This window comes from Paenibacillus sp. CB74 (assembly GCF_055687625.1).
This window is the reverse complement of sequence record NZ_CM146009.1, coordinates 4,195,075-4,210,055: the sequence shown is the minus strand read 5'-3', so window position 1 is coordinate 4,210,055 and position 14,981 is coordinate 4,195,075. Positions and strand designations below refer to the sequence as shown.

Genomic DNA, 14,981 nt, shown 5'->3' with positions numbered 1-14,981 from the left:
GCGCTTTCAATACAATGGAATGATACGCAGTGGATTGAAGACTTCCCTCCTTTTGACACGCCAACAACCCCGGCATCTCCTTCGGGAGTTACCGGGGTTGTCCTAAACCGCTCTGGTTTAAAAGCATGGCCCTCGAGTTATGATCACAACGTTATCGTAAGAAATATTGGATCTTATGTCAATAACTTTTTTGAGAGCATTTATTTTCTATTTTTATGTTTACAAAAGCACGTTCGCGCATTAAACTATTCGCAGATTCACAATATAAGGGCTATGTATCCCGGGACACGCACGTGTGTTATGGGACAACCCCGTCTCTTCTGAGGCGGGGTTATTTGTATTATGCAGTCGAATCGGGAGAAGAGAGGCGGTTGATGATCGTTGAGTACCCATTCTGTCATCGAATGTTTGGAAGGCATTCAGGCGTCACGGCTGGGCAATATCCGCAACATTTATGTGTATCTCCCGCCCGGTTACCATGAGCATACAGCTCGGCGTTATCCGGTTCTGTACGTTCATGCAGGGCAGCGGGCTTTTGGTCCGTCCGGGCCAGGCAATGAAACATGGAATATCGATCAGGCAGCAGACGGTCTTATTTCTTCTGGGCAGATTGAATCACTGATTATTGTCGGCATTACGCATGTCCGTCCAGTCACGCACAACGAATTCTATCACTTCATCGCTCCGGAGAGAGAGGCCGTGAGTGTGGGGTGCTCAGGCATCACCTATGAGCATTTTATCATTCATGAACTCAAGCCGCTCATTGATCATCGGTACCGGACGTTGCCGGACAAGGAGAATACCGGGCTGTTGGGTTCATCTGCTGCGGCACTTTGTACATTGCACATGGGGATGCGAAATTCGGATGTTTTCGGAAAACTGATCATGATGTCGCCATTCTATGTGGATGTGCAGCTGGACGAAACATCGGAAAGCGGGCTGTTGGAAGAAAACATGTATCGCTTGCCAGAAGAGGTACCCGACGTTCGGATGTGGATAGATATTGGAGACACGGAAGGCCTGTTTCTGCCTTCCCAGGTCAGAAGGGTAGCTCATCAATTACTTGAACGCGGAGTCAGATCGGATGAGGAATTGGCATTTCTGGAACAGCCGGATGCCTGTCATCAGGAAGGTGACTGGGGAGCACGCGTTCATCTCCCGTTACTATACATGTTCGGCCACGTAGGTAAACCCACCTCGCTTCAACTGCTTGGCAGGGATGTCATCGGACTACAGGGTGGAATGACCGTGTGTATCAATGCACTAATGCACTACGAGAGCGGATGGGTTCGGAGTCTGCTGCATGGAAATTATACTTCAAGTGACCCGGATGTAATCCAGGTTCGTTCGAATGGAGAACTGGTGCCTGTCGGTATTGGAAGTGCATCCATCACGCTGACTATGGGGGGACTGTCTGCTACACGCATCTATACTGTGGTTCCTGAATTGTCCACTCATGTGGAGGTCTGCATTCATGCAGAGGTAGCCTCAGAGGAAGGGACGCAGGAAACGATCTATGGTGGGATGGGCATGAAGCTTGTCCGTTCCGGTATAGGTCGATATGAAGGTTGTTACCGAGTTCCGCGTGATAGTGGATTCTCCTTCCGGTTTACTCGGGGTTTCCGCTGCTTCGAGACCTATGTGGATGGCAAACCTGTTGTCAATCGTGTATTTCGAGCGACAGATGATATGTCTGTACATTATTTAATCCAATCCTGGGGCAGTACTTCAGCCAAAACGGGAACAGGAGGCCCAAAATGATCATTCCTTCATTCGCTCCAGTGCTGGACATTCCCTATTATTATCCCTGCAATTTCCCTCTGATTCATGAAGTGCTCCATCAGCAAGGATCCATTACAAGTCTTGCACTGCTGGCGGCAAGCCGGTTGTACAGCCTTCCATCGTGCGGGGATAACGGACTGGTGAAGCCTTATTTTCACAAACTGGATTATGTTGAGCCGATCTGGGAGATGTATGGTCAGCGGGAGCTGGACAGCTTCGAGGAAGGCAAGGCGCAGATCAGGCAGCATATCAACGATGGTGGGCTTTTTTTGGCTACAGGAACCAGTTATCATCTGCCTTATTGTGAGGATTATCAGAATCCGGAATACATTCGCAAACACGTGAAGCAAGGCTCCCGACTGCATCTGGTAGACCATTGGATTGCCGTGTATGGTCTGGAAGATGAGCATGTTCACGTCTATGATCCAGTGCCCTCCAAGTACAAGGGGAAGGTTGCTCAAAGAGCCTTTCATAATTTCTGGAAAGGGAACCAATGCATACCCGAGCTTGCTCAGGCGAAGCGCAAAGAGAAACTCCGAACGTTTGGCACCATGGACATTCGGGCAACTGTGCAGCTTGACTCTGCCGGGTACCGAGACATGTTGAACCAAGCGATAACAACGCAGATTGAAGAATTTCTGACAGGCCGGACGATTACACAAGGAGAGAGGAATTATTATTTTGGACATGCGGTGTCTCTGCAGCTCATGGATACGTTACATGGGACGAAAGAAGGAGATCAAGCCAATGAAATGTTAATTTCGGGTCTGCTGTTCGATATGCGATGGAGCCGGTATTTTCTTCGAGATCTTCTTCAGGAGTCTGCCTTATGGCTAGGTTCACCACTTGATCAATATGCAAGAAAATTCAGCGACATCATTGTACGGTGGGAGAAGGCATACAATATGCTGCAGGTCAGCCGGATGAAGAACCGCGAGCACTGGAAAGTACAGCTTACAGGTGTTATTAAAATGTTGATCACGGATGAGTGGCACTGGTATGAGTCGCTTCGACAGTCCATGCCTCAGGCAGATTGCTTTCAACGTCAGACCCTGCCAATGATTGAACAAGAACACAGGGAGGCTTTGCTTCGTATCGTGCTGGATAGTTGCCGGGAGTTAAATGCATACCATAATACATCGATTCCGCTTGGTGAGGGCGGTAACGCTCCGCTATACGGACGAAATGGACAACTGGATTCGCTGGAACTCGTGTCATTGCTTGCTGTGGTGGAGCAGGGAATCGAAGATCGTTGGGGTACGGGAATGGGAGCTGCTCTGGCGGAGATAGCTGCTGCTTCCATGCCGGAAAGTCCCTATCAGACGGTAGGCTCACTTGTTGATTATCTCGCACAACAATATTCGCCTGCCGGTGAGGAGGAAGCAAAATGTTAAACCAATTCTTGCTTGAACGATTCGAGGAACAGGGACAGCATCCTGCACTGATCTGGAAGGATCAGGAGTACAGCTATCAGTGGCTGCTGGAACAGGTTGGCGTCATGAGTGAGTGGATTATAGCAGAAGGGCTAACGGGGCAACTTGTAACGCTGGAGGAAGACTATTCCCCATATGCAGCGGCAGCATTGGTTGCTTTGCTCGGGCAAGGTTGTATCCTGCTCCCCATGGATCGGTACCTGGTTGAAGCCAAACGACAGGAATATATTGAACTGGCACAGGTGAAATGGCGATTGGGCGTTGAAGATGGCAAGCTGTGCATTCGGCAAACGTGTGAAACTTCTGGAGAGATACCTGTGTTGTTATCTACGCTGGCACAGGAGGGTGTAGGAGGCCTGGTACTCTTTTCATCCGGATCGACCGGAGTGAGTAAAGCGACTGTGCATCGTGCAGATCGGCTGTTATATCGTTTTCGCCGGCGGGTTCGGCCCTTGCGAACGATTCCATTCATGATGTTTGATCATATCGGCGGTGTGAATACCATGCTGCAGTCCCTGTCCAGTGGGGGATGTCTGTGTATCATTGCGGATCGATCTCCCGAAGAAGTGTGCCGGACGATTGAGAAGTTTCGTGTGCAGGCGCTGCCCGTCTCCCCAACATTCATGAATCTGTTGCTGTTGGGCAGAAACGATGAAGGGTATGACCTGTCCAGTCTCGAGGTTGTATCATACGGATCGGAAGTGATGCCTGAGTCCGTACTGGCAGCCTGGAATCGGAGATTTCCACAGATCAGGACGATACAGGCCTATGGTATGTCTGAACTTGGTATTCTGCCAACCCGTTCCAAAGAACCAGGTTCTCTACTGTTCTGCATTCAAGATGAAGAGGTCAAGTACCGGGTGGTGGAAGGAGAATTACAGATTCGTACAGCAACAGCGATGATCGGATATCTGAATGCACCATCACCTTTTACGGAGGATGGATGGCTGCGTACCGGAGATGAAGCCGTATTGGAGCAGGGGTACATTCGCATTTTGGGTCGCCGTTCGGAGATTATTAACATAGGGGGACGGAAGGTATATCCTGCCGAGGTTGAGGGTGTGCTGGAAGAGATGGAATGTATTGAAGCGGCGGTAGTTTCGGGAGAACCGAGTGGTATCACGGGTCAGAGAGTGAAGGTGACTATCCGGCTGGCTACAGAATGTACTCTAACCGATCTGCGGCGGTCCATCTGGGAATATTGCCGGGACAAGCTGCCTTCTTATAAGATTCCGCAGAAAATCGTAATTACACAGGGAGAACTCGTAAGTTCGAGAATGAAGAAAATTCGTAAACCGGCTCCTTTGGTGCCAGTCGCCTCGGCTGGGAAATAGGTCGCTGCCATCAATAAGATTTATCTCAATTGAATCGCTACCGCTAACGAATCTCAAACGTCGTATTAAGGGGATGATCAAGAAAAGTAAAACTTAACGAATCTCAGCAACGTTATTCCGTCGAAAACACCGCTTCTGCTTGCGAAAATCGACTAATTAAACAAAATAACATTTCTCTGATTCGTTAGACATTTAGCCCGGATATAATGAAGCAAATAACGTGTGCTTGGTTCGTTGAATATGACATATAAAACGCATAAGATGCAGGAGAGGCTGTCCCTGGTCGTCAATATGACCTTGAGGACAGCCTCTTTTGGAGTTATATCGCCTTGTTAGCTGTATTTATATCAAGCTTCCGCAGGTTGTTTGACCTCCATTTGCAGTAGCGAGAAGCCGTAAGCTTCCAGATCGAGGGTCAGTTTATTTTGCCGGGATTCCACTTCGTTTGATGTGTACAGATTTCGCCAAACGTTACGATCTGCCAAAGGCAGTTCAAGAGTACATGGCTCATCTCCTGCATTCAGCACAAGAAGCATGCGCTCACCCGTATGCGAATCCGATCGTTCGATGGCCAGACAAGGGTCTCCGGCTTTTGCATATACAATCTTTAGTTCCGTGCTGCGCAGTGCAGGGTGCTGTTTGCGAAGGGCGATCGTATGGGTGAAGAATTCCAGAAGTTCACGGTTCTGCTTGGTCTCATCCCATTCCATACACTTGCGGCAACCCGGATCATATCCCCCGTCAAGCCCCACTTCGTCTCCATAATAAATACATGGCACACCTGGATACGTAAGAAGCAATGTAACGGCAAGTTTCATCTTGCGCTCGTCTCCATCACACAAGGTCAGCAGTCTGGGTGTATCATGACTTCCGAGCAGATTGAAGGCAGCTTCAGTAACCGTTTGTGAATAGGCTGCAAGCAGTTTGCCGATCTCATTGGCAAATCCGAGTCCATCGAGCTTTCCGTTCACGGTGTAGTCCAATACCGAATTGGTAAACGGATAATTCATCACGGCATCGAATTGGTCCCCCTGAAGCCACATGAGCGAATCATGCCAGATCTCACCGAGCAGATATGCATCAGGTTTGATGGCTTTTACCGTCTGACGGAATTCGCGCCAGAACTGGTGATCCACCTCGTTGGCCACATCGAGCCTCCATCCGTCAATGTCCATCTCCTCGATCCAGAACCGTCCGACCTCCAGCAGGTATGCCTTCACGTCAGGGTGTTCCGTGTTCAGCTTTGGCATAAGCGGTTCAAAGGCAAAGGTATCATATGTGGGTATGCCATCCTCCACACGTGGCGGCCAGTCTTTGATATAGAACCAGTCTGCGTAGGGGGAATCGGCTCCATTCTTCATGACATCGACAAAAGGAGGGAACTCTCTGCCGGAATGATTGAACACCGCATCCAGAACGACACGTATGCCGCGCTGATGACATGCATCCACAAAGGTCTTGAACTGTTCATTGGTTCCAAAATGAGGATCGACCTTCATATAATCGCCTGTATTATATTTATGATTCGTGGTGGCCTCGAACAGCGGACAGAAATAGATGGCATTGATGCCCAACTGGCTGATGTGATCCAGATGATCAAGCACACCTTGCAGGTCCCCGCCGAAGAAGTTCACAGGTGTGGGTTCCCCTCCCCAGGGTTCAGCATTGTTGGGACTGATAGATGGATCGCCATTGGCATAACGTTCGGGGAAAATCTGATAAAACACGGCGTCCTTCACCCACGCAGGCGGTTCAAAAATGTCGACCGGATTCATAAATGGAAAATCAAAAAACTCCAGTGGATGGTCAGGCAGCGCCTGCTCGAATCCGCGCTCCGTCATCCAGACCGATTCCTCTCCCTGAATCAATTGGAAGCCATACCGTAATCTGCGATAGGGAGGTGAGGTCTCGGCTTCCCAATAGTCGAACATCTCATCCCGGGCAAAGATGCGCATGGGGATGTGTGTGATTGTTCGATCCCAGGCATATTTGTCCCCGGTAATGGCAATCACCGCATCCAGATCACCGCGTTTGGAACGAAGACGCAAATGCATGGTCGAGCGATCATAAGCATAGGACCAATTGAGTTTGGGACGATGATAAATGGCTTCAAGAATCATGTGAATCACTCCTCGTTAGATGATGAGATTTCAGATCAATGCGGCCATAAAACGCAAAAAAGGCACAACCTCTATTGTTCACGAGGTTGTACCTTTCGGCAGCATAGCCTTTTGATTATAGTGCTATTATACGAACTAACTCAGCAAAAGAAAACACTTTTTTTCCTTAAATTTCAAAATTGTTTTTTAGAAATCATATCCAAGACTATTGGCGTAGGCAGACAGTTCTTTTTGATATTTCTCGATATTTTTCTTGCCGGCAGCAATTTTGGCATTGGCTTGTTTCAGGACAGCGCTGTTTACCGTAGTTTTGGAGACCGCTTTTTTGGCGAGTTGGAATCCTTCCAGTTGCGTATAGCTCCCTTTGATCAGGCTGGCATGGATTTTTTGCAACTCTGCAGTTTGCGGTTTAATCAGTTTCAGCTTGGATACATATTTGGTGTAGTTAGGAATTGCAGTGTTGGTCAGTTTCAGGAACACGGACTTGCGATTGGAAGATGTAATGTAAAATCCGCCTCCCAGTGCATTGAAAGCTCTCTCCTCATATACTGCTGCGAGATCCAACTGATCCAGGTAGTCCAGGAAATCTTCTTCTTCAACCGTAGGAATCGGTTCTTGTTCGGACGTGTCAACTTCTTCATAGTATTCGTCTTCCGAATATGTGGTGGTTGAGTCATCCGCAGCAGCGGCATAAGACCCTGCAGGTGCGAACACCCCGCCGAGCAAAACAAAACTCATAATGATTGATAGTAACCATGATTTCTTCACGTGCCAATATCCCCTATCTATAGATGTGATTTTATTTCAATGGATAATCTAACATAGTGCGACAAGAAATTACAGGAAGAGTTTTACAGTAAAATCCTTTTCAAATGCATAAAAATGAATAATTAATTTACTAGCAAAATTACATTGTATTAGATGAAGAAGAATTACGATGAGAAATGGGGCTAATTCGCATAAGGGTAAAGATTACATATATGGTGAGTAGGGATGCGTATTGTATCGATATATATTATATGGTTTCAATTAATATGTATCTATTTATAGTTGTTTTCAGAATTAATAGGAGCTACGAGCGAGTGAAAAGTTTTCCCAAATAAAATGCTTGTATAATGATTTCATCTCCATTACAATACAATTGATAATGAGATTCAATATCATTTAGATAAAAAGGGGAGACGGGTTACATGTATAAAGTAAAGAAAAAGCTATACATTTATGCAGCAGTTATTCTGATGATTTCACTGCTTGCTGGTTGTGCTTCGGGTGGAAGTGCCGAGACGACGAATACGTCCAGTCAAGCTGCAAGTAATAATGAAAGTGATACAACTGCCAGTGGGTCTGAAGACCAGACCCGAGTGATCAAGCATGCCATGGGTGAAACGACAATAAAGGGAACACCGCAAAAGATCGTGACGCTGTTCCAAGGTGCTAATGATGTAGTCGTTGCACTGGGCGTGAAACCGACAGGCGTGGTTGAATCATGGGTTCAGCAGCCCGTCTATGAATATCTGAAAGCCGATCTGGATGGAGTTCCACAAGTAGGACAGGAATCCCAGCCCAATTTGGAGGAGATCAACAAATTGAAACCTGACTTGATTATTGCTACGAAGATCAGACATGAAGAGATCTATGATCAATTGTCCCAGATCGCACCAACGGTAGTAACGGAGACCCTGTTTGATTGGAAAGAAACCGTGAAGATGGCTGGGGAAGCGATGAATATGGTTGAGCAATCGGATAAACTGTTGTCAGATTGGGATGCCCGTGTAGCAGATTTCAAAGAGAAAATGGGTGATCGTCTGCCAATTGAAGCAACCATCACGAACTTTAGAGCCGATCAGGTTCGTATTTTCTACATGGGTTATGCAGGTAAAATTCTGAAAGAGCTTGGATTCACCAGACCCGAAGGACATGATGCAGACACATGGGGAGTTGAATTGACTTCCAAAGAGAATATTCCGGACATGAATGCGGACATGATCTTTAACTTCAATTCAGGTACCGAAACCGATGCGATTCAGAAAAATTATGATGATTGGACCAGCAGTCCGCTGTGGAAGAATCTTGATGCAGTCAAGAACAACCAACTGGTTCAGGTTGATGAAGTGGCCTGGAACATGGCAGGTGGATACACATCGGCGAACATGATGCTGGACGATCTATATAAGCAGTTCAACCTGAACTAACTAACTAACTAACTAACTAACTAACTAACTAACTAACTAACTAACTAACTAACTAACTAACTAACTAACTAACTAACTAACTAACTAACTAACTAACAGGAGCAGGACCTGCCGTGCACCAGGACATTCGTTAACGAAGTGTATGGGCAGGCAGGTCCTTTTCATTTTACAGATGAAAGAGTGAGAATATGTTTCCCCTTTTTACAAAGGCAAGCGCCAAGATCTATGGGCTGGCTGGTTTATTCATATTACTTCTGTTTGCCTGCCTTGCCAGTATGATTCTGGGACGCACGCATATCACATTTCAGATGGCATGGGATGCACTGCAATTCTACGACGAGAGTTCTGTGGAACATGTGGTTCTGCTGACGGAGCGCTTGCCACGTACCATTATTGCTGCTGTCGTTGGTGCAAGTTTGGCTGTGGCAGGTGCACTGATGCAGGCATTGACACGTAATCCGCTTGCATCACCAAGTGTGTTCGGGATCAATGCAGGTGCAATCTTTTTTATTGTCATTGCCATCGTAGTATTGTCCGTATCCTCGCTGACCACCATGATGTGGTTTGGTTTTGCCGGAGCTGCGGTTGCCGCGGCGATTGTGTATGCCTTGGGTTCCCTTGGTCGGGATGGCCTGACACCGATCAAAATTGTACTGGCGGGGACGGCAATCTCGGCATTGTTTGCCTCGTTCACACAGGCGATTCTCGTGTTGGATGGAACCGGATTGCAGGATGTACTCTTCTGGCTTGCCGGTTCAGTTAGTGGGCGGACATTGGATATGTTATATCCCGTTCTGCCGTACATGACAGCCGCAGCCATTGTCTCTCTGTTCATGGGCAGAGCGATCAATCTGCTATTGACGGGTGACGATATCGCCAAAGGCATGGGACAGAATGTACTTCTGGTCAAGGTACTCATGGGCGTTGTTACCGTATTGCTAGCGGGTGGTTCGGTTGCCGTAGCCGGTTCGATCGGTCTGGTCGGTCTGGTTGTTCCGCATATCATGCGTGCACTGGTGGGCAATGATTACCGCTGGCTCGTTCCTTACTCTATTGTAGGGGGAGCCATTCTGCTGCTGTCCGCAGATGTGGTTGCCAGACTGGTAATCATGCCGCAGGAAGTTCCACTCGGTGTCATGACTGCATTGATTGGCGGACCTTTCTTCGTATACATTGCCCGCAAGGGGGTGACGAAGATATGAGGAAGATGTTGACTTTCCGCAATAAAAAAGACACCTTATCGATGCAAATGGAACGAAAATCACTGGTTGTCATCAGTGTGTGTATGCTCTTGTTTGTAGTTGCAGGAGTAGTCGGTACCAGTGTGGGCAGTGACTTTATTTCTCCGCTGGATGTACTTCGAACGATATTTGGTCTGAACGAAGGGGAACATGACTTCGTCGTGCTGACCCTGAGATTGCCACGAGTGTTATTGTCCCTGCTTGTGGGTGCAGCGCTCGGTATGTCAGGTGCGCTCCTGCAAGGTATTATCCGTAATCCATTGGCCTCACCGGATGTTATCGGTATCACTGGCGGTGCGGCTGTTGCGGCTGTGGGGTTTGTCACGTTGCTGGGCGGAGTGGTGAGCATCAAGTTATTGCCGCTGTTTGCCATTGTCGGTGCACTTCTGACGGCATTGATCATCTACATGCTTGCCTGGAAAAAGGGAGTCAGTCCGATCCGCTTGGTGTTAATCGGGATTGGAGTGTCAGCCATTACCGGTGCCGGGACGACCTTTATGCTGATCCTGAGTCCGTTCTACACGGCAGGTCAAGCCTATATCTGGCTGACAGGAAGTGTGTACGGAGCATCGTGGACCGATGTCCGAACCATACTGCCGGTTATCGTGATTGTTGTACCGCTGGCGATCTGGTTCGCCCGCAGCCTGAATGCACAGGAGTTCGGGGATGACTTGGCCACAGGGCTGGGAGTAACGGTACAGTGGCATCGTTCTGCATTGCTGTTATGTAGTGTACTGCTTGCGGGAATCGCCGTGGCTGTGGCCGGAACCATTGGTTTTGTTGGCCTGATTGCTCCACATATTGCCCGGAAGCTGGTCGGTCGGATGTTTGGCAGTATGCTGATCGTGTCCGGACTGGTTGGTGCTCTGCTCGTATTTGCAGCAGATCTCATAGCTCGTACGGCCTTTCTACCGCTTGACGTTCCCGCAGGGGTATTCACCGCAGGCGTAGGCGCACCATTTTTCCTGTATTTGTTGTTCAAGAATCGAAATCAGTTTTGAGGAGGAGAGGGCTGTGAGTATTCTGGAAGCCAAGGAGCTTACGATCTCCTATGGAGCAGATCCCATTATTGAAAATTTGAACCTGACCATTCCCAAGGGACAGATCACCGTCCTGATTGGCAGCAACGGTTGTGGTAAATCTACGCTGCTGCGTACGATGGCCCGGTTGCTGAAATCCAGTTCAGGTTCCGTGCTGCTGGATGGTGAAGAGATTGCGAAGCTGCCGACCAAGGAGATTTCAAGACGCATGTCCATCCTGCCACAGGGTCCGACTGCCCCGGAAGGCCTGACGGTGAACCAACTGGTGAAGCAAGGACGTTATCCGCATCAGACATGGTTGAAGCAGTGGTCACGAGAGGATGAGCGCATGGTCAAGCTGGCACTGGAGTCCACGCATCTGACTGAACTTGCGGATCGGCCTGTAGATGCCCTGTCCGGTGGACAACGTCAGCGTGCCTGGATTGCAATGACCCTCGCACAGGGTACGGAAACGCTGCTGCTGGATGAACCTACAACCTATCTGGATATGACTCATCAGATTGATATCCTGGATCTATTGTTTGAGTTGAATGAACGGGAAGGACGCACGATTGTCATGGTACTTCATGATCTGAATCTGGCATGTCGGTATGCGCATCACATTGTGGCTGTTCACAACAAGTCCATCTACGCGGAAGGTAAACCGGAAGACATCATTACGCAGGAGATGGTCCGTAAGGTCTTCCAGATGGAGTGTGAGATTGCGGTTGATCCACTCTTCGGTACACCAACCTGCATCCCGCATGGAAGGGGAAGGAAACTGAATGGGGAGCAGCGTTACACTCAGTTGGCTTGATTACTTCAATTAATGATTCGACGAATGATGATTCAAGCGATATCGCTATTTTTTTCAACCCACCTCGTCAACACTTCTGCGTTTAATGAAGATAACAGGAACAGGCAAGCTCTTGGTTTCATACAATCCAGAGCTTGCCGCTTGTTGTACCTGTTCTTCGATGTAACAAAACCACCCCTGCATAAATCTAGCCCGAAATCAATCTTATTTTTCCTTAAAAGTTTATTATTGACAACAAAGATCGAATTGCCATAAAATAGATTTTATATGATATTGATAATCATTATCAATATCATACTACAATAAATATTGATGAACGTAGGAGCATTATAAGTTGAATTAATCATTTACATGCAACGGAGAGGACAGAAAAAACCTGGGGATAACAACGATTGGAAGGTTGTCCTGTCATTGTAGTGTTGGTGTAAATAATCTTTAATTCAACTTATATAGGAGCGAGTACCTTCATTCGATCGAGGAGGATTTTCAGTGTTTCCGAAAGGGATTCATAATCTGCAAAACCGACTCATTATAAGCAAGGCGAGGGAAATGGGGATCACCTGTGAGCCCCTTCTTGAGGGATGCGAGGACTTTCTGAAGCTGGCAGTAGGGGACAAGCAGATCATCATTAACAAAACCAGATCTCATCGTCTGCCGTTAATCGCCGGATTGCTTGCGAAGAACAAGCAGGCATGTAATATGCTGCTGCATGAACAGGGCATGCCTGTACCTTCCTATATCGTGATCCCGGAGATGGGGAGTGAAGCAGTAGCTTTTCTGAATAGATACCGCTCCATTGTGGTGAAACCACTGGATGCGAGCAGCAGCATGGGCGTGACGCTGGATGTGCGTACTGAAGATGAACTGGAGGCAGCCATTCATCTTGCGAGTGTGCACGGCAGCAGCATTATGTTGCAGCAATATGTGACCGGAATCGATTACAGAGTGCTGATCATTAACGGTGAAGTGGCGGCTGTGAATGAGTATCGACCTGTCTATGTCGAGGGGGATGGAACTTCAACCGTTCGCACATTAATCGAACAGTTGAATCAGGAACGAATGAAGATTACGTCCATTGGCGAGTATGAAGCCTTTCCCCAGGTGCATGCAGAAACGGAACGACTGCTGGAGGTATTACATGCACAAGGCACAAGCCTGGATGAAGTTCCTGCCGCTGGTGAAGAAATTGAGCTATATGATCTCCGTAACTCAGCCGCCGGAAAAATCAGTGAATTCTACAAGGATTGTACCGAGATCATTCATCCCGAGAATGCGCGAATGATCGTTCAGGCGGCCCAAACTCTTCAGATTGATGTAGCAGGGGTCGATGTTCGTTGTCGTGATATCCGCACGCCGATCTCCAGAGAAGAAGGGGGCATTCTGGAAGTGAACGCCTTGCCAGATCTCACACACCACGTCTTTCCCCATGGGGGGACAACTCGTGACGTGGTGCGGTTATACCTGGAATACTTGTGTCAGGAACAACTTGAATCTAAGTCATATAACTTATAACAACGGATAGACGACAATATATAACGGATATCAGATGACGGATACCCTTATTTATAATTCGGACCTTGCCTGATTTTGAATCCATACCATGCCATATGCAAAATGCAGAACAAGAAATTACAGGCAGCAGTTAAGCCTGAATCGATGATAAGGAGCGTTAAAGGGCTATGTCAGTAGAAGTGCAGACGGAATATCTGAAGATGCAAAATGAGAAGGAATCCAATGCAAGATCGTACCCCAGACATTTCCCGCTTGTTATTAGCAAGGCCCATGGGGTGAAGGTTACCGATACGGATGGCCGCGTATTCTACGATTGCCTGGCTGGTGCAGGAACATTGGCGCTGGGGCATAACCATGACACGGTAATCAATGCTATCCGCGATGTCCTGGATCAGCAGATTCCGCTACATACTCTGGATTTGGCAACGCCGCTGAAGCTTTCATATATGCAAGAATTGTTCTCCATTCTTCCAGCAGCGATGCAAAATAAGTCCAAAATCCAGTTCTGTGGTCCAACTGGAGCGGATGCTGTAGAAGCAGCTATTAAGCTGGTCAAACATGCAACAGGTGGCAAATCCATTCTTGCCTTTCAGGGAGGTTATCACGGTTCGACCCAAGCAACCATGTCGATGAGTGGCAACCTGAGCAAGAAACAGCATCTGCAAAGCCTGCTGCCAGATGTACATTTCCTGCCGTTTCCTTATGAATACCGCTGCCCTTTTGGTGTTGGTGAGGGCATGACGGCCCGGTTAAGTGCACAGTATATCGAGAACTTGCTCGATGATTGCGAGAGTGGTATTGCTGCACCGTGCGGAGTCATTGTGGAGACGGTGCAGGGCGAAGGCGGGGCGATTCCAGCAGACATTGAATGGCTGAAGGAGCTGCGCCGAATCACAGCAGAGCGAAGCATTCCACTCATTATCGACGAAGTGCAGACAGGCATCGGACGCACAGGCCGTATGTTTTCATTTGAACATGCCGGAATTGTACCCGATGTAATTATCTGCTCCAAAGCGGTTGGCGGAAGTCTGCCCATGTCTGTCGTCATCTATAAGGAAGAGCTGGACCAATGGCAGCCTGGTGCACACACAGGAACGTTCCGTGGCAATCAGCTGGCCATGGCTGCGGGACTGGCCACACTTCGTTATATCCGGGAACAGGATGTTCTACACAATGTACATCTGCGCAGTGAGCAGTTCATGAAGCAACTGAATGCATTGAAAGAGCGCTATGCCGAGATTGGTGACGTCCGAGGCAGAGGACTGATGATCGGCGTTGAGGTGGTTAATCCGGCAGGCCGCAAGGATCGTCTGGGACATTATCTGCCTAATGGTGCACTTGCTGAGTCTATTCAACGTGAATGTTTCAAGAATGGATTAATTGTGGAACTGGGTGGGCGTCATTCAGCGGTTGTTCGTTTTCTGCCGCCGCTGAATATTACGGAGCAAGAATCGGGCGCGATCCTGGCGATCTTTGAGAAATCGGTAGCTGAAGCAATTGCCTTAGCAACGGCTGCATGCTGAAGCTGTCC

At 48.1% G+C, this 14,981-nt stretch carries 11 protein-coding genes; 9 read left to right on the top strand and 2 right to left on the bottom strand.

All coding sequences use genetic code 11. The features are described from left to right. Positions 1-381 precede the first annotated feature (381 nt). Genes ACX9NY_RS18715 through ACX9NY_RS18705 form a run of 3 tightly spaced genes read left to right on the top strand, consistent with a single transcriptional unit; the run spans position 382 to position 4,549 of the window. Positions 382-1,761 carry an alpha/beta hydrolase-fold protein gene (locus tag ACX9NY_RS18715; protein ID WP_472474335.1) on the top strand — a complete coding sequence of 460 codons (1,380 nt, stop codon included), beginning with the start codon at positions 382-384 and terminating at the stop codon, positions 1,759-1,761. Further along, positions 1,758-3,176, top strand: a complete 1,419-nt coding sequence (locus ACX9NY_RS18710) for a cysteine peptidase family C39 domain-containing protein (RefSeq protein WP_472474333.1) — start codon at positions 1,758-1,760, stop codon at positions 3,174-3,176. The genes ACX9NY_RS18715 and ACX9NY_RS18710 overlap by 4 nt, the downstream gene beginning before the upstream one ends. Beyond that, positions 3,170-4,549, top strand: a complete 1,380-nt coding sequence (locus ACX9NY_RS18705) for an ANL family adenylate-forming protein (protein ID WP_472474331.1) — start codon at positions 3,170-3,172, stop codon at positions 4,547-4,549. Before ACX9NY_RS18710 ends, ACX9NY_RS18705 begins: the two co-directional genes overlap by 7 nt. A gap of 347 nt (positions 4,550-4,896) precedes the next feature. Here the strand turns inward: ACX9NY_RS18705 and ACX9NY_RS18700 are convergent, their stop codons facing one another. Continuing rightward, positions 4,897-6,669, bottom strand: a complete 1,773-nt coding sequence (locus ACX9NY_RS18700; protein ID WP_339239864.1) for an alpha-glycosidase — start codon at positions 6,667-6,669, stop codon at positions 4,897-4,899. A gap of 186 nt (positions 6,670-6,855) precedes the next feature. After that, complete coding sequence (locus ACX9NY_RS18695; protein WP_472474329.1) at positions 6,856-7,437, bottom strand: hypothetical protein; 582 nt, start codon at positions 7,435-7,437, stop codon at positions 6,856-6,858. 422 nt (positions 7,438-7,859) lie between these two features. Here ACX9NY_RS18695 and ACX9NY_RS18690 point away from each other — a divergent pair, with 422 nt between their 5' ends. From ACX9NY_RS18690 to ACX9NY_RS18665, 6 genes are all read left to right on the top strand, one after another. Continuing rightward, on the top strand, positions 7,860-8,861 hold the full coding sequence (locus ACX9NY_RS18690) for an ABC transporter substrate-binding protein (RefSeq protein ID WP_472474327.1): 1,002 nt from the start codon (positions 7,860-7,862) through the stop codon (positions 8,859-8,861). 188 nt (positions 8,862-9,049) lie between these two features. Then, a complete protein-coding gene (locus ACX9NY_RS18685; RefSeq protein WP_339239871.1) occupies positions 9,050-10,063 on the top strand; it encodes a FecCD family ABC transporter permease in 1,014 nt (337 codons plus the stop codon). Beyond that, positions 10,060-11,103, top strand: coding sequence for a FecCD family ABC transporter permease (locus ACX9NY_RS18680; RefSeq protein ID WP_472474325.1), 1,044 nt, complete (start codon positions 10,060-10,062; stop codon positions 11,101-11,103). The genes ACX9NY_RS18685 and ACX9NY_RS18680 overlap by 4 nt, the downstream gene beginning before the upstream one ends. Before the next feature lie 13 nt (positions 11,104-11,116). Beyond that, positions 11,117-11,938, top strand: coding sequence for an ABC transporter ATP-binding protein (locus ACX9NY_RS18675; protein ID WP_472474323.1), 822 nt, complete (start codon positions 11,117-11,119; stop codon positions 11,936-11,938). 489 nt (positions 11,939-12,427) lie between these two features. Beyond that, on the top strand, positions 12,428-13,450 hold the full coding sequence (locus ACX9NY_RS18670; protein ID WP_472474321.1) for an ATP-grasp domain-containing protein: 1,023 nt from the start codon (positions 12,428-12,430) through the stop codon (positions 13,448-13,450). 167 nt (positions 13,451-13,617) lie between these two features. Then, positions 13,618-14,973, top strand: a complete 1,356-nt coding sequence (locus tag ACX9NY_RS18665; protein WP_339239880.1) for a diaminobutyrate--2-oxoglutarate transaminase — start codon at positions 13,618-13,620, stop codon at positions 14,971-14,973. Positions 14,974-14,981: the final 8 nt, after the last annotated feature.

Excerpts from the sequence above, each read along its gene's own strand:
- ACX9NY_RS18710 (WP_472474333.1), top strand. The coding sequence starts at position 1,758 with ATGATCATTCCTTCATTCGCTCCAGTGCTGGACATTCCCTATTATTAT.
- ACX9NY_RS18705 (WP_472474331.1), top strand. The coding sequence starts at position 3,170 with ATGTTAAACCAATTCTTGCTTGAACGATTCGAGGAACAGGGACAGCAT.
- ACX9NY_RS18700 (WP_339239864.1), bottom strand. The coding sequence starts at position 6,669 with ATGATTCTTGAAGCCATTTATCATCGTCCCAAACTCAATTGGTCCTAT.
- ACX9NY_RS18690 (WP_472474327.1), top strand. The coding sequence starts at position 7,860 with ATGTATAAAGTAAAGAAAAAGCTATACATTTATGCAGCAGTTATTCTG.
- ACX9NY_RS18685 (WP_339239871.1), top strand. The coding sequence starts at position 9,050 with ATGTTTCCCCTTTTTACAAAGGCAAGCGCCAAGATCTATGGGCTGGCT.
- ACX9NY_RS18680 (WP_472474325.1), top strand. The coding sequence starts at position 10,060 with ATGAGGAAGATGTTGACTTTCCGCAATAAAAAAGACACCTTATCGATG.
- ACX9NY_RS18665 (WP_339239880.1), top strand. The coding sequence starts at position 13,618 with ATGTCAGTAGAAGTGCAGACGGAATATCTGAAGATGCAAAATGAGAAG.